21 protein-coding genes and 4 pseudogenes are annotated in these 23,661 nt (G+C 61.7%); 15 read left to right on the top strand and 10 right to left on the bottom strand.

Annotation, left to right across the window (positions count from 1 at the left end):
* Position 1 precedes the first annotated feature (1 nt).
* Together A37A_RS0103600 and A37A_RS0103595 are read left to right on the top strand one after the other, a co-directional pair.
* Positions 2 to 643 (top strand): histidine phosphatase family protein, encoded by a 642-nt coding sequence (locus tag A37A_RS0103600; protein ID WP_018290168.1) that lies wholly within the window; start codon positions 2 to 4, stop codon positions 641 to 643.
* Entirely contained in the window at positions 640 to 1,344 is a 705-nt protein-coding gene (locus A37A_RS0103595) for an HAD hydrolase-like protein (RefSeq protein ID WP_018290167.1), read from the top strand. Before A37A_RS0103600 ends, A37A_RS0103595 begins: the two co-directional genes overlap by 4 nt.
* Here the strand turns inward: A37A_RS0103595 and A37A_RS15620 are convergent.
* From A37A_RS15620 to serA, 3 genes are all read right to left on the bottom strand, one after another.
* Positions 1,341 to 1,733: a DUF488 domain-containing protein gene (locus A37A_RS15620; RefSeq protein ID WP_018290166.1), complete on the bottom strand. Its 393-nt coding sequence runs from the start codon at positions 1,731 to 1,733 to the stop codon at positions 1,341 to 1,343. The two genes, A37A_RS0103595 and A37A_RS15620, sit on opposite strands and share 4 nt — an antisense overlap.
* Positions 1,733 to 2,125: a hypothetical protein gene (locus tag A37A_RS0103585; RefSeq protein WP_155996466.1), complete on the bottom strand. Its 393-nt coding sequence runs from the start codon at positions 2,123 to 2,125 to the stop codon at positions 1,733 to 1,735. Before A37A_RS0103585 ends, A37A_RS15620 begins: the two co-directional genes overlap by 1 nt.
* 167 nt (positions 2,126 to 2,292) lie before the next feature.
* Complete coding sequence (gene serA, locus A37A_RS0103580; RefSeq protein WP_018290164.1) at positions 2,293 to 3,888, bottom strand: phosphoglycerate dehydrogenase; 1,596 nt, start codon at positions 3,886 to 3,888, stop codon at positions 2,293 to 2,295.
* A gap of 100 nt (positions 3,889 to 3,988) precedes the next feature.
* On the opposite strand from serA, the gene A37A_RS15615 reads away from it, so the two are divergent.
* The 3 genes from A37A_RS15615 to A37A_RS0103565 are packed head-to-tail and all read left to right on the top strand — an operon-like array spanning position 3,989 to position 7,075.
* Positions 3,989 to 4,912: a metalloregulator ArsR/SmtB family transcription factor gene (locus tag A37A_RS15615; RefSeq protein WP_051076240.1), complete on the top strand. Its 924-nt coding sequence runs from the start codon at positions 3,989 to 3,991 to the stop codon at positions 4,910 to 4,912.
* 8 nt (positions 4,913 to 4,920) lie between these two features.
* The gene (locus A37A_RS0103570; protein WP_020493965.1) at positions 4,921 to 6,750 is read left to right on the top strand and encodes a GreA/GreB family elongation factor; all 1,830 of its coding nucleotides are present in this window, start codon (positions 4,921 to 4,923) and stop codon (positions 6,748 to 6,750) included.
* 16 nt (positions 6,751 to 6,766) lie between these two features.
* On the top strand, positions 6,767 to 7,075 hold the full coding sequence (locus A37A_RS0103565) for an FmdB family zinc ribbon protein (RefSeq protein ID WP_026195624.1): 309 nt from the start codon (positions 6,767 to 6,769) through the stop codon (positions 7,073 to 7,075).
* A gap of 48 nt (positions 7,076 to 7,123) precedes the next feature.
* Here the strand turns inward: A37A_RS0103565 and ppk1 are convergent, their stop codons facing one another.
* On the bottom strand, positions 7,124 to 9,304 hold the full coding sequence (gene ppk1, locus A37A_RS15610; RefSeq protein WP_018290160.1) for a polyphosphate kinase 1: 2,181 nt from the start codon (positions 9,302 to 9,304) through the stop codon (positions 7,124 to 7,126).
* Positions 9,305 to 9,472: 168 nt separating this feature from the next.
* Here ppk1 and A37A_RS0103555 point away from each other — a divergent pair, with 168 nt between their 5' ends.
* On the top strand, positions 9,473 to 9,865 hold the full coding sequence (locus tag A37A_RS0103555) for a hypothetical protein (RefSeq protein ID WP_018290158.1): 393 nt from the start codon (positions 9,473 to 9,475) through the stop codon (positions 9,863 to 9,865).
* Between the two features lie 37 nt (positions 9,866 to 9,902).
* Here the strand turns inward: A37A_RS0103555 and A37A_RS0103550 are convergent, their stop codons facing one another.
* Positions 9,903 to 12,998, bottom strand: coding sequence for a DNA polymerase III subunit alpha (locus A37A_RS0103550; protein ID WP_018290157.1), 3,096 nt, complete (start codon positions 12,996 to 12,998; stop codon positions 9,903 to 9,905).
* A 196-nt stretch (positions 12,999 to 13,194) separates the two neighbouring features.
* Here A37A_RS0103550 and A37A_RS0103545 point away from each other — a divergent pair, with 196 nt between their 5' ends.
* The 4 genes and pseudogenes from A37A_RS0103545 (at position 13,195) to A37A_RS18925 (ending at position 15,683) form a co-directional block, all read left to right on the top strand.
* Positions 13,195 to 13,824: an IS607 family transposase gene (locus A37A_RS0103545; RefSeq protein ID WP_018290156.1), complete on the top strand. Its 630-nt coding sequence runs from the start codon at positions 13,195 to 13,197 to the stop codon at positions 13,822 to 13,824.
* A pseudogene (locus A37A_RS21985) lies at positions 13,818 to 15,017 on the top strand (RNA-guided endonuclease InsQ/TnpB family protein). The gene A37A_RS0103545 and the pseudogene A37A_RS21985 overlap by 7 nt, the downstream one beginning before the upstream one ends.
* A gap of 134 nt (positions 15,018 to 15,151) precedes the next feature.
* Entirely contained in the window at positions 15,152 to 15,451 is a 300-nt protein-coding gene (locus A37A_RS15600; protein ID WP_051076239.1) for a DUF29 domain-containing protein, read from the top strand.
* On the top strand, positions 15,423 to 15,683 hold the full coding sequence (locus A37A_RS18925; protein ID WP_231363879.1) for a DUF29 family protein: 261 nt from the start codon (positions 15,423 to 15,425) through the stop codon (positions 15,681 to 15,683). Before A37A_RS15600 ends, A37A_RS18925 begins: the two co-directional genes overlap by 29 nt.
* A gap of 214 nt (positions 15,684 to 15,897) precedes the next feature.
* Here A37A_RS18925 and A37A_RS18085 read toward each other — a convergent pair whose 3' ends face one another.
* From A37A_RS18085 to A37A_RS0103520, 3 genes are all read right to left on the bottom strand, one after another.
* Positions 15,898 to 16,503, bottom strand: a complete 606-nt coding sequence (locus A37A_RS18085) for a Uma2 family endonuclease (protein ID WP_020493963.1) — start codon at positions 16,501 to 16,503, stop codon at positions 15,898 to 15,900.
* 51 nt (positions 16,504 to 16,554) lie between these two features.
* Entirely contained in the window at positions 16,555 to 17,160 is a 606-nt protein-coding gene (locus tag A37A_RS18080) for a Uma2 family endonuclease (protein ID WP_020493962.1), read from the bottom strand.
* 61 nt (positions 17,161 to 17,221) lie between these two features.
* On the bottom strand, positions 17,222 to 17,827 hold the full coding sequence (locus A37A_RS0103520; RefSeq protein WP_081616268.1) for a Uma2 family endonuclease: 606 nt from the start codon (positions 17,825 to 17,827) through the stop codon (positions 17,222 to 17,224).
* Positions 17,828 to 18,199: 372 nt separating this feature from the next.
* On the opposite strand from A37A_RS0103520, the pseudogene A37A_RS18920 reads away from it, so the two are divergent.
* From A37A_RS18920 to A37A_RS0103500, 4 genes and pseudogenes are all read left to right on the top strand, one after another.
* Positions 18,200 to 18,466, top strand: a pseudogene (locus A37A_RS18920) (Fic/DOC family N-terminal domain-containing protein); the annotation flags it as partial.
* Positions 18,467 to 18,516: 50 nt separating this feature from the next.
* Positions 18,517 to 19,079 (top strand): annotated as a pseudogene (locus tag A37A_RS15585) (IS607 family transposase).
* Positions 19,072 to 20,700: an IS200/IS605 family accessory protein TnpB-related protein gene (locus A37A_RS0103505; protein ID WP_026195623.1), complete on the top strand. Its 1,629-nt coding sequence runs from the start codon at positions 19,072 to 19,074 to the stop codon at positions 20,698 to 20,700. Before A37A_RS15585 ends, A37A_RS0103505 begins: the two are co-directional and overlap by 8 nt.
* A gap of 29 nt (positions 20,701 to 20,729) precedes the next feature.
* Positions 20,730 to 20,966 (top strand): annotated as a pseudogene (locus A37A_RS0103500) (Fic family protein); the annotation flags it as partial.
* 30 nt (positions 20,967 to 20,996) lie between these two features.
* Here A37A_RS0103500 and A37A_RS19960 read toward each other — a convergent pair.
* Complete coding sequence (locus A37A_RS19960; protein ID WP_155996465.1) at positions 20,997 to 21,209, bottom strand: hypothetical protein; 213 nt, start codon at positions 21,207 to 21,209, stop codon at positions 20,997 to 20,999.
* A gap of 340 nt (positions 21,210 to 21,549) precedes the next feature.
* Here A37A_RS19960 and A37A_RS0103490 point away from each other — a divergent pair, with 340 nt between their 5' ends.
* Positions 21,550 to 22,755 carry a Fic family protein gene (locus A37A_RS0103490; protein WP_020493959.1) on the top strand — a complete coding sequence of 402 codons (1,206 nt, stop codon included), beginning with the start codon at positions 21,550 to 21,552 and terminating at the stop codon, positions 22,753 to 22,755.
* A 277-nt stretch (positions 22,756 to 23,032) separates the two neighbouring features.
* Here the strand turns inward: A37A_RS0103490 and A37A_RS18070 are convergent, their stop codons facing one another.
* Positions 23,033 to 23,638: a Uma2 family endonuclease gene (locus A37A_RS18070; protein ID WP_020493958.1), complete on the bottom strand. Its 606-nt coding sequence runs from the start codon at positions 23,636 to 23,638 to the stop codon at positions 23,033 to 23,035.
* Positions 23,639 to 23,661 lie beyond the last annotated feature (23 nt).

Raw genomic sequence — 23,661 nt, 5'->3', positions numbered from 1 at the left:
CTTGAGCGAAAAGGAAAGTTTGGTGGTGGACGCAGGCCGAACCACGGGTCGATCCTCCGCGGTGCCGCGCATCTTCGTCGCGCGTCACTGCAAGACCTCTTGGAATCTTGAACGGAGGATTCAAGGACGAACCGATATTCCTCTTTGCGAGGAGGGAATCGCGGAGGCAAAGGCCAACTGCGAGCTTCTCCGCGCTCTGCCCATCGATCGGATCCTTTCCAGTCCGCTGGCCCGTGGCCGGCAGACGGCAGAAATCTACGGGAAGGCGCTGGGGGTGCCGATCGAGGCATGGCCGGAGTGGATCGAAGTGAACATGGGAGAGTGGGAAGGTTACACCCACGGGGAGCTATCGGCCCGGGAGCCCGCGGAGTACGACCGCTGGCTGGCCGATCCGTCCCAGGTTCCGCTCTCCTCTATCGGAGGGGAAGACGTCTGGAGTGCGCGCAAACGTGTCGTCGGCGCGCTCTGCTCACTGATCGGCAGGCCGGAGCGGGGGATCCTCTTGATCCTCCACAAGTATATCCGGGCGATTCTTCAATGCGCGATTCTCGACCTGCCGTTCCGGCGTTTCTCGGAAGAAATCGTCGACTCGACTGCACCTTCCGAACTTCCTTCTCCCGCCGCCGAAAGACTCTGCCGGTGACGACCGTGCGCTGGGACGGGCTCATCTGGGACGTCGACGGGACCATCGCCTTGACCGAGAGGGAGGGACACCTGCCGGCCTGCAACGCGGCGTTTGCGGCCATGGATCTGCCGATCCGCTGGGCCTGGGAGGAGTTCCAGAACCTCTTGGGGATTCCGGGAAACGAGCTTCGCATGAAGCGAGCCCTGGAAGCTCTCGCTCGCCCTCCCGATAATCTCGAGGAGGTGGCCGGGCAACTCGCGCGACTCAAGAAGAAGCTTTATTTGGAAAGATTTCTGCCTGGGACCAGCCTGCGGCCGGGGATTCGTGATCTGATCCGGGAGGCGAGGGAGCGGAGGATGCGGCAGGCGATCGTCTCGACGAGCGATGAGGAACAAATCCATGCTCTTCTTTCGCTGCACCTCCCGGAGGAAAAGGGGTGGTTTTCCCCGGTTTTAGGAAAACGGGCGGGAAGGAAGACCGCTCCCGACTCTCCCCTCTATCGGCGCTGCTTGGCCGAATGGCGGTGCGCCGGCGACCGGGCGCTGGCGATCGAAGACTCGGAGGTGGGATTGCGCGCGGCGTGCGAAGCGGGAATCCCCTGCGTCGTAGCCTACAACGATTACACGGCGGGGCACGATTTCCGCGGAGCGACTTGGATTACCAGCAGTCTCGCCGGTGTCTCCCTGGATCGCTTGGCGCAGGAGATGTCCGAGGCTTAGCGCGACCGGGTTGCGTTTCGCTCGCTTTTTGCCAGCTCCTCCAGCAGCTCTTGCAGCACCACCGCTTGATTGTGCTCCTTGTCCCGAGCGCTATAGAGCAGCGTTAGATCTCGAGAGCCGGCAGCATGGAGCAGCTCCTGCAGCAGATCGGCATGGAAGTCGAGTTCGCGGCGGTAGCGCCGGGAGAACTCTTCCCACCGGCTTGGGTCGTGCGCAAACCATTTGCGAAGCTCAGTGCTCGGCGCGAGCTCCTTTTTCCAGGCTTCGATCGGCAGCTTCTCCTTGGAGACGCCGCGAGGCCAGACGCGATCGACCAAGACGCGATACCCCTCCTCGGCACCGGGAGGCTCGTAGACGCGCCGGATCCGGATGCGGTGTGGCGGGAGCATCACCACTCCCAGGTAAAGAGCTCGAGTCCTCCTCCCGGAGTCATGACCTCGGTCTGCCCCGCCGAATAAGGAATATGCGGAGTGTAGGCGGACTTCGACATATAGCGCCGGCCATATCCATATTCCTTGGGGGCCAGCGGGTTGACCATGTTCGGTCCCTTTCGCACGCCTTCAGGGATGATCCCCTTGAGCTTTGGCGGCTTCGCTTCCGGAGGCTTCGCAGGCTTTTCGGGAAGGACTGGAACTGTCGGTCTCTTTTCGATGCGGTGCGACGCGGAGGCTTTGTGAGAGGCGGGCGCTTCCGTCCCGCCCTCTCCCGCCGGTTGCGCGACGAGGAGGCCGACTCCGAGCCAGAGGCCGAGAGAAACGAGCAGGGCGATACGCACTAGCACAAGTTAACGGCAAGAGCGCGAAACGGTCAAGGGGCCGATGCCGCTCTAGCCTGCCGGTCTCACAAAGTTCGTACCCGAGGCGCGGCGGATGGGTCTGGATGCAAGGCGCAACGAAGCAGAAAGGTCCATTTCGCAAGCCGCAGGAGATCGCTTGTGAGACAGGCAGGCTAAATCTGTACCAAGCGCACGGAGTAGACGTCCGGGATTCGAAGAATCTCTTCGAGAACCTCGCTCCCCGGCGCCGCGTCGACGTGAAGAACGCTGACCGCTCGCGAGCCCTGCTCGGTGCGAGCGAGCGACATGGAGGCGATGTTCACGGAGCGCTCGCCCAGGACCGAACCCACCCGGCCGACGATGCCGGGGCGATCCCGGTTTTCCAAGACCAGGAGCGCGCCCTCGAGCGGCGCTTCGATGGGATTTCCGTTGATCTGCACCAGGCGCTGAGCGCTTCCCCAGAACGTGGCTCCCGCTTGAAGCGAGGTGGAATCGACCTGGATCTCCATCCCGATCCAGTCGGTAAACTCGCCGGCCTGGGTGGTCTTGACCTCGCTGACGACGATGCCCAGTGTTTCGGCGAGGTAAGCGGCGTTCACTTCGTTGACTTCCGAACCGGCCGCCTTCCGAAGTAGGCCCTTGAGCGCTGCCCGCGTCACGGGCGTTGTATCGTATTCGTTGATCTTGCCCGCGTAGGAGAGAGCAACCCGACTCATCCGGTTCGGCGCCCACTGGCCCATGAAGAGACCGAGGCGCTCCGCCAGCGACAGGTAGGGGCGGAGCAGGGCGGCTGTGCGCGGATCGACATTGGGGATGTTCACGGCGTTGCGAATCGTTCCATTCACCAAAAGATCGAGAACGGCTTGGGCGATCTGAATCCCCACCTGCTCTTGCGATTCGGCCGTGGAGGCGGCTAAATGCGGGGTGAGGATCACGTTCGACAGAGAACGCAGTGGGAAGTCGGCGGGGGGCGGTTCCGGATCGAAGACATCGAGCGCGGCTCCCGCTACGTGGCCCGAATCGATCGCCTCGCGGAGGTCGTTAGGCACGATCAGGCCTCCCCGCGCACAGTTGACGATCCGGACCCCTTTCTTGCAGAGGGCCAGGCGGCGCGCATCCAACAGCCCCTTGGTTTCCGGCGTCAAGGGGGAGTGAAGGGTAAGGAAGTCCGCTTCCTTGAGAACGGTGTCGAGGTTGTCCGCAACCTGGACGGGAAGGTTTTGCACCCGAGCCGGGGAGAGATAGGGATCGAAGCAGATCACCCGCATGTTGAAGCCAAGTGCTCGACGGGCCACTTCGGTTCCCACCCGGCCCATGCCGACGATTCCGAGCACCTTGCCGCAGAGCTCGACCCCTTCGAAGGCCTTCCGATTCCAAGCACCCGCCCGCATCGAGGCGTCGGCCTGGGGAATGCTGCGCGCCAGAGCAAGCAGGAGGGCCACCGTCTGCTCGGCCGTGGCGATCGTGTTTCCTCCGGGGGTGTTCATGACCACGATCCCGCGCTCGGTGGCCGCCGTAACGTCGACGTTGTCGACTCCGACCCCGGCGCGACCTACGACACGGAGGCGATCCGCCTTTTCGAGGATTCTCCTGGTGATCTTGGTTTGGCTACGCACCAGGATCGCCTCGCACGAGGCAGCCACTTCGATCAGTTGGTCTTCGGTCAGGCCCGTCTTTTCGATGACGCGGACGGACGGATTGGCGGAGAGAAGCTCGATCCCCTTCGGACTAATCGAGTCGGCGATCAGGATAGTGAATGTAGCGGACATAGGAAGCTCCAGAGCGTAACGACGCGGCTCATCGCTGTCAAAGCCGTTATCCTCCTCGATGGCCGGGACCGATCTCCGATCGGGAGGGGAACGGTCTGGGATGGAAGCGATTCGAAAGGGAATCTGTCCTTTTTCCCATCGTCTGTTCAAAAAGCGATTAACGAGGCCGCTTGATCTCTGCTACAACGAAGCCGAACCCCTTTCCCTCTCGTCAGTTATGGATAGCGACAACTCCTCGCCGATTCGGAACCAGAAGCAGGCGATCCTTGGCGAGATCAAGCGGAGCGACGGCCTTTCGGTGGGAGAGCTCGCGGAGCGGATGAACCTCTCCTACATGGGGGTGAAGCAGCACTGCAACGCCCTGGAAAAGGAAGGTTATCTCTCCACCCAGCGCAGAGCGAAACGGGTAGGAAGACCCGAAAAGCTCTACATTCTAACTGAGAAAGCCAATGAATTCTTTCCTCAAAAGGGGACACCCTTTGTTCTGGAACTTCTGGAATCGATCGACGACGTCTACGGTTCCCTGGCTGTAGATCGGATCCTCCACCGCCTTTACAGCCGTCGCATCGAGGCGTTGCGCTCCCGCATTTCCGCTTCGGCGCTCTCCGAGCGGGCGCGGCAGTTGGCGCGGGCTCGCGAGGAAGAAGGCTACATGAGTCGTTATGAGCCAAGCGGGGCGCCACACGGGCAGGTCCTCGAATTTCATTCCCCGGTTCTGGAGATTCTCGACCGGTTCCCTCGGGCACGAGAGTTTGAGCGAGCGCTGTTCGAACGGCTGCTCGGCACGCAGGTGGAGCGCAGCGAGGATCGGACCAGAGGAGGATTCCGGGTCGCCTTTCTCCTTCTCGATTCGGAGGACCGTGAGCCTGTCGAGGAGGCGGGAAGTTTCGTTGCTTCTTCGGAGGCACCCGGGAGAGAAGTTGCCCCGCCCCCGCCCGTGATCACGCCGATCCCGTCCGCTGCTAGGGGAACAGCCGTTAGAGAAAAGCGTTGCGGGAAACGGAATGGTCAGGTATTAGATTAAATTAATCCATGTCTTCCGAAATGGCTCGTCCGCTCGAGGAGATATCCTCCGCTTCCTCTCAGAAAAGTTCACCGCTATGCGTCGGAGAATACTATCTACATCGTAGTTGGGGATTCGGGCTCATCCGAGAAATCTCGCTCGACGCGGGCTCGGTCATCATCGATTTCCAAGAGAAGCCGCGCCACCGGATGCAGTGGGAGTATGCGGTCCAGTCCCTCCAACTGGTCTCACGGGATCATCTCTTTGTCCTGAAGGCCGAGAGGCTTGCGATGCTTCGGGAGCAGGCCGCCTCCGATCCTCTTGCGCTCGTCGAGCTTTGTGTCCGCAGCCTAGGCGAGGCAGCGACCGTGGAGGCGCTCCAGGAGGCGTTGAGCCCATCGGTGATTGCCCCCGAGGCGTGGAAGAAGTGGTGGGACGGCGTCCGTCGGGTCATGCGCCAGGAGGGCCGCTTCGAGATTCCGACCAAAAAGAATCAGCCGATTCGCATCGCTTCCAGCGTAGTCCCGGCTTGGCAGAAGTTGCTTCAGGAGTTGGAAAAGCCGGCTTCCAGCAAGTCCGCGGTCGAAACGGCGCGCGCCCTGGCCAAAGCGGAGGGGGAGCTTTCCCCCAGCGGACGGGAGCAGGCCGTCTCGGCGATCCGTGCCATTCTTTCCTCCCCGCATGGGGCGCTCCCGGAAGAAAAGCTGGAACTCGCCGTCCTCCGCGACCAGTTTTTGGCGGCATTGGCGAAAGAGCCGGAGCAGGGAGCCCTGGCCGTATCGCAATGGCTCCCCGAAGACAACCACTCCCTTCGGAAGGCTTTGTCGGCGATGGCAGCCTCCTCGCAGAAAGAGGTTCTCCGAAGGCTGGTTCTGGAGCGGGGAGGGACCGTATCTCTCCTGTTGGAGCTTCTTCCTAACGCTCCGGCACGAACGGCTGATGCCATCGTGACGGTGCTCGCGGATGCGGGGCAGGCAAACGAGCTGCTGGAGCGGCTGGGGCGGGCCATTCGGGAGAGGACTATCGGCACCGAAACCTTGGCTTGGATCTGCCGCACGCGCGACGAGCTCTTCCGTCCTCTTTTTCGTCCGGATCTCTTCTTCTGCATTCTCTATCTCCTGGAGCGCGAAAGCAGCGGTGCCGCCAAGAAGGGCTCGAAACTCTACGAGCTGCTCACGGGAAAGCTGGCGATCCTGCATGCGATTTTGTCGGATGCCCATCTCACCGATGCACGCGACGTGGCCCGGGCCGCGCTGGCGAGTCCCGTCCTCCGGGAACTGGATAAGCGCTCGCTCTTGGGTGCGATCCTCAAGAAGTTCCCCGGGGTTCAGGATCTGGTTGCGGGGGGCCAACAGCAGAAGAGTGAAGAAGTCCTGATCGTATCGTGGACAAGCTTGGCCCAAAAGAAGAAGGAGTTGGAAGAGCTCGTGACCAAGCAGATCCCGGAAAACACCCGAGAGATTGCGATCGCGCGATCCTATGGAGATCTTCGCGAGAATCACGAGTATAAGGCAGCCAAGGAGATGCAGGGAGTCCTCCACCGCCGGAAAACCGAGTGCGAGGTGGCCATCGCCCGAGCGCGAGGCACCGATTTTTCCGATGTGGCCACCGACTCGGTCAACATCGGAACCCGGGTTGTGCTGAAGGATCTGGCGACCGGCAAGGAGCGGCAGCTCACGATTCTGGGAGCCTGGGATAGCGATCCGGCGGCCGGAGTGGTTTCTTATCTGGCCGGACTGGGACAGGTCCTTCTCGGGCACAAGTCTGGCGACGAGGTAACCTTGCCTGCGGAAGGGAAGGAAGAGGGAGCCAAGGTCCGGGTGGAGCGGATTGAAGCGGCTGGTCCCATCCCGGCTTAGCGAAAAAGGTCTGGTCATGCCTACGTACGAATACGAGTGCGCAAAATGTGGTGCCGTGGTGGAGGTCGTCCAACGGATCTCCGATCCACCGCTAGAGGAGTGCCCTAAAGAGCTTCCCGGGGAGGGAGGCCAGCGTTGCGGAGGACGGCTCAAACGGAGAATTTCCGGCGGGGCTGGGCTCATTTTCAAGGGGTCGGGCTTCTACCTCACCGACTATCGCAGCGAGAGCTACAAAAAGGCCGCGAAGGCCGAAAAAGAATCCTCCTCTGCCGGAGGATCGACCGCCGCCAAGAAGAGCGCGAGCGAGGCGAAGCCGGCCGCCTAGTCCGCCCGTCTCACCAAGTTCGTCCCAGAGGCTTGTGAGAAATGCCGGCTAGAACAGGTCCGGTTCCGCTGCGAGGGGAGGAACATCCTCCCTTGGGGGGAGCGTAGGACGTTGCTGCGGGACGATCGCGATCTGCTCCGGCACCTGTGGACGATCCAAGACCAACTGGGCCCTGGCAAGGTGACGGAAGTGATATTGCGCTTGCAAAGGACTCTTGCCGGGAGATTGCTTCAGACGTAGATAGCTTCCGTCAGGCTGAAGAACCCGAGCCTTGACACAATCGGAGAGATAGGTTTCTAGGATTTCGTTCGTCAGCCGCTTCTTGATGTCGGGCACCTCGATGGGGAACGCGACCTCGATCCTCCGGTAGAAATTGCGCGGCATCCAGTCCGCGCTGCCCAGGTAGATCTTGGGGTCTCCGTTGTTCGCGAAGTAGAAGATGCGAGAATGCTCCAGAAAGCGGCCGACGATGCTGACTACGCGGATGTGCTCGCTCACCCCGGGGATCCCGGGGCGGAGGCAGCAGATGCCACGGACGATCAGGTCGATCCGGACACCCGCGGCGGAGGCTCGGTAGAGGGCCTGGATCATCTCCTGATCCACGAGCGCGTTCATCTTCGCGATGATGCGCGCGGGCTTTCCCTGCTGAGCGAAGGCCGCTTCGGCGGCGATCAGATCGTGGAATGCCTCCGCCATGCGGAAGGGTGCCACCAGGAGCTTGCGGATTCCGTGGAAGCGGGAGAGACCCGTGAGGATGTTGAAGAGAGTGCCCACCTCCTTCGTGAGATCTTCCCGAGTCGTCAAGAGGCTCAGATCGGTATAGAGGCGCGCCGTGCCGGTGTGATAATTTCCCGTTCCGAGATGGACGTAGAGCCGGATCCGATCCGGATCGCGGCGGATGATTTCGAGCACCTTGCAATGGGTTTTGAGCCCCAGCAGCCCGTAGACCACGTGCACGCCGGCTTCCTCCATTTGCCGTGCCCAGACGATGTTGTTGGCTTCGTCGAAGCGCGCCTTGATCTCGACCAAGGCGGTCACCTGCTTGCCGTTTTGCGCGCCGCGCATCAGCGCGCGGACGATCGGAGAATCGCCTCCTGTCCGGTAGAGGGTCATCCGGATTGCGAGAACTCCCGGATCGTCTGCGGCCCGCTGCAGCAAGTCGACGATGACTCCGAAGCTTTCAAACGGGTGATGGAGAAGAATGTCCCGACGGCGAAGAATCTCGAAGATGTCCGAGTGGGAAGCGAGATCCTTCGGGATCACAGGAGTCCACGGCCGGTCCCGCAAGTGCGGGAACGCTTCGTGAGAGCAGACCGGCAACAGATGGAGGAAACTCAGCGGCTCGAAATGGCGGTAGCTGTCTGCTTGTCTTAGATTGAGAGCGTGCAGGAGAAACGTCTCCATCTCCGGAGGGCATCTCTCTTCGATCTCCAGACGCACGGCATTTCCCCGGTTCCGCTTGCGCAGCTCCTCCTCGACCGTCTGCAACAGGTTCTCGGCTTCCTCGTCGTCGATGTAGAGGTCGCTGTTCCGAGTCACGCGGAAGCCGTTGATTTCGCTGATCTCGTCTCCGGGAAAGAGGCTGCCGAGAAAAAGCCCGATGACCTCCTTGATCTGAATGAAGCGATACCGGTTGGGTCCGCTTCCCGGCAGCGTGAGCAGCCGCGGCAGATTGTGAGGCACCTGGACGATCTCGAAACCCGCCAGGTGCGCGGCCACCGGCCGGCGCAGCGTGACGATCAGGTTGAAGCTCTTGTTCGTTACCTGTGGGAAGGGGTGGCTGGGATCGACGGCCAGCGGCGTGAGCACCGGCAGGATCTCCTCGGTGAAGTATCGCTCTGCCCACTCCTCTTCCTCGGCCGTCAGGTCGTTCCTTTGGCAAAGGAGGACGCCGTCCTTTCGTAGCAGCGGCTCAACCTCCTGCCGCCAGATTTCGTACTGGCGGGCGACGAGCTGATGCGTCCGCCGTTGAATGCCTTCGAAGATCTCCTGCGGGGTCAGCCCGTCGGGTCCTTCCTGATCGCTCTGGATTTCCACCTGCTGCTTGATGCCAGCCACGCGGATCTCGAAGAACTCGTCCAAGTTCGCGCTAAAGATGCAGAGGAAGCGGAGCCGTTCGAGGAGCGGCTGCGATGCATCCGCCGCCTCTTCCAGCACCCGGGCGTTGAACTCGAGCCAGGAGAGCTCTCGATTGATGTAGTAGGCGGGGTTGTCGAGATCGAGGGTCATCCGCAACCTAGAGAGTAAAGCACGAGTTGGGTCACCCGCCGACTGAAATTTGGTCCACCAGAAACTTCGCGGGTCGCGTGGCCGCCAAGACCCGGTGCGCGAACGGACGGGGGAAGAAGAGCCGAACGTTGACAGGGAGGAGCGAGGGCGATAAGCGCATGGGGAGCCATGATGCTATTTGAGCAGGAATCGGCGGATGCTTGGTGCAAGGCGATTGGGGAGAGCGAGGCGTTTCAAAAAGAGGGGCGCAATTGGACGACACGCTTGGGCCTTATCGCCGGAGCCAAGGGGATTCTTCTGGAACTGGAAGGCGGGAGCTGCCGTTCGGCGAAGGCGCTTCCGGCCGAGGAGACGATCGGGCAGGCCGACATCGTCTTTTCGGCAAGCGAGGAGACTTGGCGGGCGCTCATCCAGGGTCGGGAAGGCATCGTGGGAGCCGTCATGGGCGGCAAAGTTCAGGTCCCCAAGGGCGATCTACTCTCTTTGGCCAGCTATGTGAGTGCTGTAAAGGCGCTCTTCGACGCAGCGCGGAAGGCGTCGGCTAGCTTGGGAAGCGTTTGATCCAGCCTTTGAGCTCGCTTCGCGGCTCCTTCGCCATTCATCGAAAATCGTGGGAGCTTGGCTCGGGCACTCCCCGGGAAGCCAGGGCGGCGATCTTTTCCCCTCGGATCTGGATGGGGCCGTCTGCCTTCTGGAGGATCCCCTCTACCAAGAGAAAGGGCTCCAGGGAGATCAGGAGCCGGTTGGCTTCGAAGAGATCGGGAGCGATGATCACGTTGGCGATTCCCGTCTCGTCCTCCAGGGAGAGGAAGAGGAATCCTTTGGCCGTTCCCGGCCGCTGACGGCAGATTACGGCTCCCGCTACCTGCACGCGCACTCCCTGCGGGAGCCCGTAGAGGTCGGCGGCCTTTCGGGCGGCGGGCACTCTCGGGCGCAGGTAGGCCATCGGATGGGAGCCCAAGGTGATCCCCGCTCCAGCGTAGTCCGCTCGTAGCCGTTCCGGCGGCGACATGGGAGAGAGCGGGCAGGGACCCTCTGACGGTCTAGGGAGGATTTCCTCCGAGAAATTGGGTCGCTCGATCTGCCAGAGTGCCTCCCGCCGGTGGGAAGCGAGCCCCTGGAAGGCGCCCAGGGAAGCCAGGAGCCGAAGCTCTCTTCGGCTCATCGGAACCCGGCGCCGGAACTCCTCGAGCGAGCCAAAAGGAGCCTGGGCGCCCGCGGCGAGAATCCGGGCGCGAGTCTCCCCGGTCAGCCCGAGTGCCAAGCGAAGACCCAGGCGGACCGAGCCGCCCTCCTCGATCGTGCAGGAATCCTCCGAGAAGAGCACCGAGATCGGCCGGAAGCGGATGCCCCGCCGCTTCCCCTCTTGGATCAGGGTGGCGGGAGCATAGAAACCCATCGGCTGGTGGTTGAGGAGCGCCGCGTAGAACTCGGGGCCATGGTGCGCTTTGAGGTAGGCGCTCGCATAGGCGAGGCCCGCCCAGCTGATCGCATGCGATTCGGGGAAGCCGTAGAGGGCAAAGGAGGAGAGCGAGCGGACCACCCAGGCGATGGTGGGAGGAGAGATGCCTCTCTTCCGCATGGCTCGGTCGAGATCTTCGAGAGCCCGCTCCATCCGCCGGGAGTCCCGGCGAAACCCGAGCGCCCGACGCAGATCCTCGGATTGGGCGGCCGAGAAGCCTCCAAGCACCATCGCGATTTGAATCGCCTGCTCCTGGAAGAGAACGACCCCTAAGGTCCGCTCCAGGATGGGAGCAAGCCTTGGGTCGGGATAGGTAACCGGCTCGCGGCCGCTCCGGCGGGCCAGGTAGCTGCCGATCAGCCCCCCGTGGATCGGTCCCGGACGAACGATGGCTACCTGGACCACGAGGTCGTAAAAACACTGGGGGCGCAGCCGGGGAAGAATCGACATTTGGGCGCGGCTCTCCACTTGGAAGACCCCGATGGTTTCCCCCCGCTGCAAGAGAGCAAAGGTCGCGGGATCGTCCTTGGGCAGGAGGGAGAGCTCGACCGGATGATCTCGAGCCCGGCAGCGCGCAAGCGCCTCTTGCAGCACGGCGATCATTCCCAGCCCCAGGAGGTCGATCTTCACCATCCCGAGCTCCTCGCAATCGTCCTTGTCCCATTGAAGGATCGAGCGGCCCGGCATGGCGGCATTTTCCAAGGGGACGATCCGGTCGAGCTCCCCTTGGGCGATCACCATGCCTCCGGGATGCTGGCCCAAGTGGCGCGGCAGGCCGAGGAGCCTTGGGTAGAGCCGTAAAAAGGCCGCCTGCCGGGGATCGGCAAGGGAGAGCCCGCTCTGCCGTCCATGCTCTTTCCAGGAAAGCGTGTGGGGATAGTCCCCTCCGGGGAAGAGGGCGGAGAAGCGATCGATGATCTCCTTGGGCAGGGAAAGAACTTTGCCTAGATCCCGGGCGGCACTCCGGCCTTGGAAGCAGATGACACTCGCCGTCATGGCCGCTCCCCGGCGCCCGTAGCGGCGGTAGACTTCCTGGATCACCCGCTCCCGGGCCTCTCCGCTCGGCAGATCGAGATCGATGTCGGGCCAGCCCTTCCTCCCCTCGCTCAGAAACCGCTCGAAGAGCAGGCGGCTGCCGACGGGATCGACCGATGTGATTCCCAAGCTGTAGCAGACCGCGCTATTGGCCGCACTCCCTCGCCCCTGCACCAGCATCCCCTGCTGCGTGCACCAGCGGACCAGGTCCCAGACGATCAGGAAATAGCCGGCGAATCCGAGCTTTCGGATCACTCCAAGCTCATGATCAAGCTGTCGGCGAACCGCCGGGGAGAGGGAGCCGTAGCGCTTCTGCGCCCCGGCCCAGACCACCGTTTTCAAAAAGTCGTCCTCGCTCTCCCCCGTGGGAGTGGCATATCGCGGGAAGGAGTAGCCTAGGTCCTCCAAGGAAAAGGCGATCCGGGAGGCGATCCGCCCGCTGGTCTCGATCGCTTCGGGAAGATCGGCAAAGAGCGCTTCCATCTCCCGGGGGGCGTGAAGATGCCTCCGGTCATTCGGGGAGAGCAGCGACCCCGCCGCATGGAGAGTGGTCCGGTTCCGGAGGCAGTGGAAGACGTCGAGCAGGGGACGCTCTTCGGCCTTCGCGTAGAGGACCCCTCCCGTCGCCGCCACGGGAAGGGCGAGTTCTCGGGCAACCGAGCAGAGCGTCCGGTTGCGGAAGCAATCCCCTCGGAGCCCGTTTCGTTGCAACTCGACAAAGAGCCGCTCCCGGCCGAAGAGACGAAGGAGCCGCTTGGCTGGCTCCCCAGGGGATTGGCCCCGGGCCAGCGCGCGCAGGAGCGGCCCTTCCTCGTCCCCGGTCAAGGCCAGAAGGCCGGGAGCATGGTCACCCAGCTCCTCCCACCGGATCACCGCCTCCCCTTTGGGGCTGCGGAGCTTGGCTTCGGAGAGAAGCCGGCAGAGGTTCTGGTAGCCCTCGCGCGTTTCCACCAAGACGGGCAGGACCGACCCGTCGTTCAAGGAGAGCTCCGCTCCGACCAGCGCCCGGAGGCCGGCTTCCCGCGCGGCGGCATGGAACCGGGGAATCCCGTAGACCCCGTCCCGGTCGCAAAGGGCAAGCCCGGGCAGGCCCAGACGGGCCGCCTCCCAGGCCAGCTCTTCGGGCCGGGAAGCTCCCCGAAGGAAGCTGAAGGCGCTCCGGGCGTGGAGTTCGACGTAGGGAAACCGGCGGTGCATTGCGGGAAAGACCTCCTCTTAGGATAGATTCATATGTATAATATTCAATCCTTTGATTCCCTGGCGGATCTCTCTCCGGCTGGGTAACCCATTCCGCTGCTGCAGGCGCATCGCTCTCCAATGGCCTTTGCGTCCTTGCGCCAGGGTTTGAACAGTTTTATTGAAATGTTAGCAAAAATGCTTTATTCTCTCCAAGATGGACAGGTTGGTTGGCATAGGTGAGGCGGCGCATGCGCTGGGGGTATCGATCACGACACTCCGGCGTTGGGAGGCGGAGGGCCGCTTGCTGGCGGAACATACCGCTGGCGGTCATCGCCGGTATGATCTAGCAAAGTTGCTGCCGGAACGCTTCCGAGCCGGACAGCAGGCAAGCCGCAGGACCATTGCCTATGCTCGTGTTTCCAGCCATGACCATAAGGACGATCTGGAGCGCCAGAAGCAGGTTCTGGAACTGTATTGCGCCCAGCAGGGCTGGACGTTCGAGATCGTCGCCGACCTCGGGTCGGGCATGAACTACCGCAAGAAGGGACTCAAGCGGATGCTGGACGCCATCATTGACGGTCAGGTCGGGCGATTGGTGATCACTCACAAGGACCGACTGCTCCGCTTCGGGGCGGAACTGGTGTTCGCGATCTGCGAGGCGAAGAGCGTCGAGGTGGTGATCCTCAATCAGGGCGAGGATACGACCTTCGAGGAAGACCTCGCCAAGGACGTGTTAGAGATCATCACGGTATTCTCGGCCCGGCTCTACGGCTCGCGTTCCCGCAAGAACCAAAAGCTGCTGGACGGGGTGAAGCGCGCCGTGGAGGAATCCGTAACATGCTGATTGCCCATCGCATCGCGCTGGATCCGACCGACAAGCAGCGGACCTACTTTGCCCGCGCATCGGGCGTGGCGCGGTTCGCATGGAACTGGGCATTGGCCGAATGGCGACGGCAACATGCGGCGCGGAAGGAAGATTCATCGTTGCCGCCGCCGTCCGACGTCGCCCTTCGCCGCCAATTGAACAGCCTCAAGCGGGAGCGGTTCCCGTGGATGTTTGATGTGACGAAATGTGCGGTGCAAGAGGCAATAATCGATCTTGGCACGGGGTTTCGGGCGTTCTTCGATCGTCGTGGCCGATATCCCCGGTTCAAGAAGAAGGGCGTGCGCGATAGTTTTTGCGCCGCCAATGAAGCCGGCACCTTCCGGGTGGATGGCCTGCGGATCCGGCTGCCGGTCATCGGCTGGGTGCGGATGCGTGAGGCGGTGCGCTTCACGGGCAAACTCAAGCGCGTCACGTTCAGCCGCGAGGCCGACCGCTGGTTCGCCAGTATTATGGTTTAGACAGACGACATCAAGCCGGTGGAGCATCCGCAGGATGCGGTTGGCGTTGACTTGGGCGTGACCACGCTGGCGACATTGAGCCGGGGAGAACCGATACCCGGCCCCAAGGCGCATGCACAGCTTTTGAAGAGATTACGCAGGGAGAATCGGCGGCTGTCCACGAAGCAAAAAGGATCCGCCAACCGGAGGAAGGCCAGAAAGCGCATTGCCAGGATTCATCAGCGCATCACCAACATCCGGCGCGATGCCACGCACAAAGCCACCACGATGCTGACGCAGACCTACCGCCGCATCGGCATCGAGGACCTGAACGTGTGCAGCATGGCCCGCAATCGGCATCTCGCCCGGTCGATCATGGACGGCGCATTTTTCGAGTTCCGCCGCCAACTTGCTTACAAGGCAAGGTTTTATGGTTCCACGGTCATTGTTGCCGACCGATGGTATCCCTCAAGCAAGACGTGCTCTTGCTGCGGTTCGGTAAAGGCCGAACTGGCGCTGTCGCAGCGGACTTATCATTGCGACGCCTGCGGGCATGAGGTCGATCGTGACCTCAATGCCGCCCGCAATCTCGAAATTCTGGCCGCAAGCTCTGCGGTGTCAGCCTGTGGAGAGGAACGCTCTGGCGCGAGGCGCAGGCCACGCGTGAAACGGGCCTCGACGAAGCAGGAACCGAACAGCACGATCGCCGCATAGCTTTAGCCGGCTATGCGACGGTTTGCGTAGGTTTCGGAGAACGGCTGTTTACCCGTCGGTAAGCGTGAGGAAGAACGTGGTTGTTGCGGTGGTTTTCCGCTTGCGTCTCTTCTGGCGCAGAATGATCGTCCTCCATGACGATGCAGAAGCTGTACGACCGCGACTTCTACGCTTGGAGCATGGAGACGGCGCGGCTCCTGCGCCAGCGCCGCTTCGGCGAGTTGGATCTCGAGAACCTGATCGAGGAGGTAGACGGCTTGGCACGGAGAGAGCGCAGAGAACTCAAGAATCGGTTTGGAATCTTGATGCAACATCCTCTCTACATTGCCTACCTGACCAGACCTTCGCAGAGAGAGTGGTGGGGCTGGGGCGATACGGTCAGGGGAGCAGCGTCGCGAGTTGGCGGTGCTTTTAGAAGACAATCCAAGCCTTAAACACGGGTTAGACGAGACGGCAGTGAAGGCGTATAGCGGCATCCGAGACCTAGTTGTCGACAAGTCTCGGAAGATGTGCCGGGAACAGGATATCGATTGGACTGTGGACCATGATGATCTGCCAGAGAGATGTCCTTGGACGATCGGGGAGCTATTAACTCCAGGCCTTTATTTCACGCGCGCCGAGCTCGCCCGGCGCATAGATCCAGCTTCCGAAGCTAGGCTGCATTGAAGTTTCTTCGATTTTGCGGACAGGAGTTTTGGGGCAGAGAAAGGAAATCCCAAATAAAGAACGAGAAGAGCCGCCGCAACGAGTGCGCGCGGCGCGATGACCGGGAATTCAAAGAGAATCCGGTGGTCCTGGTCAGTGGCGGGCGTTCGATTCTCGAGGTGGGCCCGGCGCAACGTCAGCCAGATCGCTCCAGACACCAGAGACCATCTCGGCACTACCGGGATGGCTTCCTCTCTTCCTTCCCGAGGTGCAACGCCTGCCGGATCTTCGGCATCTCCAGGGAGAACTCCGGCAGGAGCGGAGTCCGCAAGGTCTCCTCGAAGGTCTGGAGGGCGACCGGCTTTTCCGCGTCTTCCGAAAAGCGGTAAATTCGGATCGTCTCTTCGCGCCAGTCGAAAATCCAGTATTCCCGAACTCCCGCCATGCGGTAGATCTCCACCTTGTCGACCAAGTCGATCTGGGCTGTTGAGGGCGAGAGGATTTCGACAGCGAACGCCGGGATCACCCCCTCCTGAACGTTCGCGTAGTTGTCCCAGCTGCCGAGTTGGTCGTTTGAGATATAGCAGAGATCGGGCACGACTCCTTCGCGCTCGGCATCCAGCATGCCCGGGAAATGAAAGGCGATGTTGCGCTCGACGGTTCCCAAGGGGTGCTGGCGAAGGAACAAGCCGATTTCGAGCTCGATCTCCTTTGCCAACCTGCTGTTGCCGCCTGTTTCCTCGGTCATGAGGAGATTCCCGTGAATGAGCTCCCAATGTTCTCCCTCGGGAGTGGCGAGCCAATCCTTCACCGTGTGCGGGCCGAGAGTCGTCGCGGGCATGATGGCCTCCTTCCTGCCGCTTCCCATACTATCAGCCGCGGAGCGCGGCGGCTAGGGAGACTGCTTCCGCTCTTCCTTCCCGAGGTGCAACGCCTGCCGGATCTTCGGCATCTCCAGGGAGAACTCCGGCAGGAGCGGAGTCCGCAAGGTCTCCTCGAAGGTCTGGAGGGCGACCGGCTTTTCCGCGTCTTCCGAAAAGCGGTAAATTCGGATCGTCTCCTCGCGCCGGTCGAAAATCCAGTATTCCCGAACTCCCGCCTTGCGGTAGATCTCCATCTTATCGACCAAGTCGATCCGGGCCGTCGAGGGCGAGAGAATTTCGACCACGAGCGCCGGGATCACCCATTCCTGGACATTCGCTTCCCCATTCCATTTGTCTAGCTGGTCGTTTGGGATATAGCAGAGATCGGGCACTACTCCTTCGCGCTCGGCATCCGGGATGCCAGGGAAATGAAACGCGATGTTGTGCTCGACGATTCCCAAGGGGTGCTGGCGAAGGTAGAGCCGGATGGCAAACTCGATCTCCCCTGCCAATCTGCTGTTGTCTCCGGCTTCCTCGGTCATGAGGAGATTCCCATGAATGAGCTCCCAATGTTCTCCCTCGGGAGTGGCGAGCCAATCCTTCACCGTGTGCGGGCCAAGGGTCGTCGTGGGCATGGTGGCCTCCTTCCTGCCGCTGCTTACGTGCTTATATTTTATCAGTTTCGGAGCGCGACGGCTAGGGAGACTGCTTCCGCTCTTCTTTCCCGAGGTGCAATGCCTGGCGGATTTTCGGCATCTCCAAGGAGAACTCCGGCAGGAGCGGAGTCCTCAAGGTCTCCTCGAAGGTCTGGAGGGCGACCGGCTTTTCCGCGTCTTCCGAAAAGCGGTAAATTCGGATCGTCTCCTCGCGTCGGTCGAAAATCCAGTATTCCCGAACTCCCGCCATGCGGTAGATCTCCATCTTGTCGACCAAGTCGATCCGGGCCGTCGAGGGCGAGAGAATTTCGACCACGAGCGCCGGGATCACCCATTCCTGGACATTCGCTTCACCATTCCATTTGTCTAGCTGGTCGTTTGGGATATAGCAGAGATCGGGCACCACTCCTTCGCGCTCGGCATCCAGGATGCCAGGGAAATGAAAGGCGATGTTGCGCCCCACGATACCGGATGGATGGGTGTCAAGATGCTTCTCAAGCTCGACTCCGATCTTCCACGCCAATCTGCTGTTGTCTCCGGCTTCCTCGGTCATGAGGAGATTCCCATGAATGAGCTCCCAATGTTCTCCTTCGGGAGTTGCGAGCCAATCCTTCACCGTGTGTGGGCCGAGAGTCATCGTGGGCATGGTGGCCTCCTTCCTGCCGTTTCCAGCATACCGGCGCCCCTGGCGAAGGGCAAGCGCCGTGGGCCGCCAACAGGGAGAGAAGGCGGCAGCCCAGCTCACCCATACTCGCCATCGACCCGCCAGCCCTCCGGCAGCTCCGCCAGCCGGAGGATCCTTCCGCCGCGGAGGCCGGCATCCCACTCCCGCCGCGTTCACTCCTCCTCCCACCACCTTCCGGACAGGGGATAGGGTCCTGGAAGCGGAAGGTAGGATCCAGAACCGGCCTCGCATCGGGATCGGAGCCGGTCTTACGGTAACCAATTTAACTAAGCGATCGCGCTAATTAAGTAATATGGCTCTTGATTAAATAAGGAACTTCTTCCACCTTGTCGCGTGGCTATCGCCGCCCTTCCCAGTCAGCGGCTAGGCCGATTCGTTGAAATCACGGCGGGCGGAGAGATCGTTCGCGCGTTTCTTCCGCCGCCGCTCCCTCCGAACCCGCCCGTCGACCTTCTTCGGCTGCAGGAGCGGCTCAGCCTGGCCCATCTGGCTTTAGGACGCCTGGATGGCATCGCCATGCTCCTCCCGCGCCCGGAACTCTTCCTTTACATGTATGTCCGAAAGGAGGCCGTTTTATCTTCGCAAATCAAGGGTTGCCAACAGCTAAATAATATATGGACACATAGGGAGGTTCCTGGTAATGTATTCAAGTGAACTTGAGTGTCTGGGCCAAGCGGCAGGGCCTTTGCTACAAGACGGCTTGGCGGATGTGGAAGGAGGGGCGTTTGCCCGTCCCGGCCGAGCAGTTGCCGACCGGAACGCTGATCGTTCATGCGTAGTCCTTACAACCTAATGGGGTCGCCCTCTACGCGCGGGTATCCAGCGCCGATCAAAAAGCGGATCTGAACCGGCAATTGGCGCGGGTTTTCCGAGTTCGCTCTCAAGCAAACGGTTGCCGATCGTCAAGGTCGTCAAGGAGGTCGGCTTCGGACTGAAGGGCCATCGGAAAGGCATGATCGGGCTGCTCCGTGATCCGAAAGTCGGCGTCATCCTGGTCGAGCATCCCGACCGGCTGATGCGCTTCGGATTCGAGTACCTGGAAGCGGCATTGGCCGCGCAGAGTCGATCGGTCCTGGTAGTGGATCCGGACGAGAGGACCGACGATATCGTGCGCTACCTGCACGAAGTTATCGTTTCCCTGTGTGCAAGGTCTTACGGGAAGCGATCCGCGCAGAACAGCGCCAAGAAGGCGCTGGAAGCGATCCATGAGTAAGCTCCCTGTTTTCACCTACCAGACCCGTTTGAGTGTGACCCCCGAGCAGGCTTCGTGTCTCGATGCCTATGCGGCGCTCCACGGGCTGGCGCAGCGGACTCTCTTCGCCAAGATGCGGGCTGGCGTTCCCCTGAACGAGCTCAAGCGGTCGTTCCTACGCCGCTTCGGCCTCACCGCCCGGCAGTTCAACGCCATCCGGGTCGAGCTCGAAGGCAAGATCGCCTCGATCCAGGAGAGGCGGCCCGAGTTGATTGAGGAGACCAAAGGGCGGCTCAAGAGAGCGGAAGAGGCGATCGGCCGGCTTGAGAAGAAGGAGCCGGGCTCAAGCCTGCTGCACCAGAAAAAGCGGCGGCTGGCCATCCTACGGACGAAGCTCGAGACGCTCCTTGCCGATCAGGAGTCCGGCCAGGTCCGGCTCTGCTTCGGTTCCCGCCGCCTCTTCCGCAAGCAGTTTGCCCTGGAAGAGAACGGCTATGCGGACCACGCCGGTTGGAAGAAGGATTGGCAGGCGGAGCGGAGCAGCCAGTTCTTCGTGCTCGGATCGAAGGACGAGACGGCGGGCAACCAGTCCTGCCAAGCAGTAGCCGGACCGGACGGCAGCCTGCGGCTGCGGTTGCGGCTGCCGGACGGATTGGGAGGCCCGAGCAAACACCTGGTGCTCAATGGCGTGCGCTTCGCCTACGGCCAGGAGGCGATCCTCCAGGCGCTCTCCGCCAGCCGGATCGTGACCGCGCAAACCAAGACAGGGAAACTCGTCCGCAAGCGGGAGGGATCCGCGGTGAGCTACCGCTTCGTGCGGGACCGATCGGGGTGGCGGGTGTTTGTGAGCGCCGAGGCGCAACCTGTTGCCCTGGTGACACGCCGCCTTGCCGGAGCGATCGGCATTGACCTCAATGAGGATCATCTCGCCTTGGCCGAAACGGAGCGCTTCGGCAACCTGGTGAGGATTCGCCGGCTTGGATTGAATCTCTATGGCAAGAGCGAGGAGCAGGCGAAAGCCGCGATCGGCGATGCGTGCCGGGAGATCGTCCGGGCCTGCACCGAATCGGGCAAGCCGCTCGTGATCAAGCGATTGGATCTTCGTAAGAGGAAGGCCGAACTGGAGTCGGTCGATCCCGTTCGGGCTCGCTCGCTCTCTTCCTTCTCCTACGCCAAGGCGATCTCCATGCTCAAGGCGGCTTCTTTTCGTGCCGGAGTTGAAGTGATCGAAGTCGACCCGGCCTACACTTCCGTGATCGGCGCGGTCAACCACGCGCGCCGTCATGGCATCAGCTCTCACCAGGGCGCGGCCTATGCCGTCGCCCGGAGAGGATTGGGTCTATCCGAACGCCCGTCCGTGCGGGAGGCCGTCGTGCCGACCCGCAATGGCGGTCATGTCACCTTCGTCCTACCCGTGAGGAATCGGACGAAGCATGTATGGTCGTTCTGGGCGGGCGTTCGGAAGAGGCTCAAAGCGGCGCATGCAGCGCATGCCCGGTCGGGAGCCAATCGACTGCCTCCCGCGCCTCTGTCCCCGAAAGCGCGGGCATTGGGCGCTACCCGGGCTTTGCCGGCGGAACCCCGGCACGCGAACCGTCGGCAGCACTGTTCGGCCGACGTCCTGGACGATCTTCCCTGGTAGGGGAATGGTTGTCTATGGTCTTAGGAACGGTTCACGAGTTGTTCCAATGCCATCCTTTCCTTACCGCACATTTTCTCGTCGAGCAGACGGGACTGAGCATGCCTACCGTCAACTCGGTGCTTTCCGTTCTGGAGGAGGTCGGCGTGGTCGAAGAGGTGACGGGCCGCCGGAGGGGACGGGTCTTCGGCTACCGGGACTATCTCGCGATTCTCAACGATGGCACCGAACCGCTGTCCGCCGCAGGATCGAATGTGGCAAAGGAGTAATGCGGGAGCTGCCAGGGAAATGAGGCAGACTTACCCAGTTGACGGACGTGCCATCGCAACATCGGCTAGCTTGGGAGCGCCCAAATCGATCACGTTCGCGATCCCCGTCTCCTTCTCCAGGGAGAGGAAGAGGAATCCTTTGGCCGTTCCCGGCCGCTGACGGCAGATCACGGCTCCGGCTACCTGCACGCGCATTCCCTGCGGAAGCCCGCGAAGGGACGCGGCCTCCCGGGTACTGGGCACCTCAAAGAGCCGCTCCCGGCCGAAGAGACGAAGGAGCCGCCTGAATGGCTCCCCAGGGGATTGGCCTCGGGCATCTCTTCCGGCCGGGAAGCTCCCCGAAGGAAGCGGAAGGCGCGCCGGGCGTGGGGCTCGACGCAGGAAAACCGGCGGTGCATTGCCGGGAAGCAAGAGAGGTCTCCGCAAGGCTCTACTCAAATGCAAAACTCTGCAATGTTCTTTCCTCTCTTGGCCAGTCCGATGCGACAGTCGAAGAAACAGATTGCTCACCATTTGATACGGGAACATAAGTTGCTAAAACATACTGAGCAGTAACTTACGCATTCCATAAAGAAGGACGGAAGTGCGAACATTTGAGCGAACACATCCCTGGATCTCTTTTCAGCTCGACCTGACACGAGCCGCACCGAGATTCTGGTTGCTCTTGGGAGAGGCGGCCTCCAAGTGTGAGCACCTGGTGGGAGTCCCGCTTCGGCCGGATTTTGCCCGGAAGATGCACCAGATCTATCTCGCCAAAGGAGCGCTGGCCACGACCGCCATCGAGGGCAACACGCTCACCGAAGAGCAGGTTCTTCGTGCTCTTGGAGACGAGCTCCATCTGCCGCCTTCCCAGCAATACCTGAAGAAGGAAGTGGACAACATCGTCGGTGCCTGCAATCGGATCCAGCAGGAACTCAAGGAGGGCGAGATTGTCCTTACGCGCGAAAGCCTCTGCCTCCTAAACCGCTGGGTGCTGGAGGGGTTGCCGCAGGCCGAAGAGGCCGTGCCCGGCCGGCTGCGCACCCATTCGGTCGTCGTCGGCCGCTACCGCGGGGCTCCGGCCGAGGATGGGGAATTCTTGCTCGATCGTCTCTGCGAGTGGCTTTCCGGGCCGGATTTTCGTCCTCCATCCGGGGAATGGACGATTCCCTACGCCATCATTCAGGCCGTGGTCGGCCATGTCTACTTGGCCTGGATCCATCCGTTCGGCGACGGAAACGGAAGGACGGCCCGCCTGCTCGAGTTTGAGCTCCTCCTCTCCGCCGGTCTACCCAGCGTTGCCGCCCATCTGCTGAGCAACTATTACAACCGGACGCGTGCGCACTACTACGCCCGGCTCGATCGGTCGAGCAAGAAGGGAGAGAGCCTCTTGCCCTTCCTCGAGTATGCCGTGGAGGGCTTCGTCGAGGAGCTGCGCGCGCAGGTGGCGGAGATACGGGAGCAGCAACTCGAGCTGGTCTGGAGGAACTATGTCCACGAGCGCTTCCCCGACAAGAACTCTCCGGCGAACGCCCGGCGAAGGCGCCTGCTGCTCGATCTGGGCAAGAAGAGTGTACCCGTCTCCAAGCTTTCGGAAATCTCCCCGCGGGTCGCTGCGGGCTATGCCGGCAAAACCCCCGTGACCCTCCGCCGCGATTGCCGCGTGCTCGAGGCGATGGATCTGCTCGAAAGGACGCCGACCGGGGTGCGGGCGAAGCAGGAGGTGGTTCGCGCGTTTCTCCCTTGGCGGAAGAAGAAGGCAGGAGCCGGAACCGGCCCGTCATCGGAATCGGAGCCGGTGTTAAGGTAACCCGCTTAACTAAGCGGCAGCACTAATTAAGGAATAGGGCACTTGCTTAAATAGTGGAGTTCTTCTCTCTTGCCGCATGGCTATTGGCGCCCCTCCTAACCTGCCTGTTTCCTAAGCGTTCTCCTGCGGCTTGCATAAATGGGTTCGGCTGCTTCGTTGGCAGTTGGTTTTCCCTCCTCGCAGGTTGTCGTCATACAGCTCCGGGGGAAACCGGCGCCCCCCTAGCATCCAGACCCATTCCCCGCGTCTCGGATACGAACTCCGTAAGACAGGCAAGCTAGGGAGACTGCTTCCGCTCTTCTTTCCCGAGGTGCAACGCCTGACGGATCTTCGGCATCTCCAGGGAGAACTCCGGCAGGAGCGGAGTCCGCAAGGTCTCCTCGAAGGTCTGGAGGGCGACCGGCTTTTCCGCGTCTTCCGAAAAGCGGTAAATTCGGATCGTCTCCTCGCGCCAGTCGAAAATCCAGTATTCCCGAACTCCCGCCATGCGGTAGATCTCTACCTTGTCGACCAAGTCGATCTGGGCCGTCGAGGGCGAGAGGATTTCGACCGCGAGCGCCGGGATCACCCCCTCCTGGACGTTCGCGTAGTTGTCCCATTTGTCTAGCTGGTCGTTTGGGATATAGCAGAGATCGGGCACCACTCCTTCGCGCTCGGCATCAAGGATGCCAGAGAAATGAAAGGCGATGTTGCGCCCCACGATACCGGAGGGATGGGTGTCAAGATGCTTCTCAAGCTCGACTCCGATCTTCCACGCCAACCGGCTGTTGCCGCCTGTTTCCTCGGTCCTGAGGAGATTCCCGTGAATGAGCTCCCAATGTTCTCCCTCGGGGGTTGCGAGCCAATCCTTCACCGCATGCGGGCCGAGAGTCGTCGTGGGCATGGTGGCCTCTTTCCTGCCGTTTC

This window comes from Verrucomicrobium sp. 3C, assembly GCF_000379365.1.
Classification (GTDB): Bacteria; Verrucomicrobiota; Verrucomicrobiia; order Methylacidiphilales; family Methylacidiphilaceae; genus Methylacidimicrobium.
Note: the sequence above shows the minus strand (reverse complement) of the source record. Positions and strands in the feature narration are given on the sequence as shown.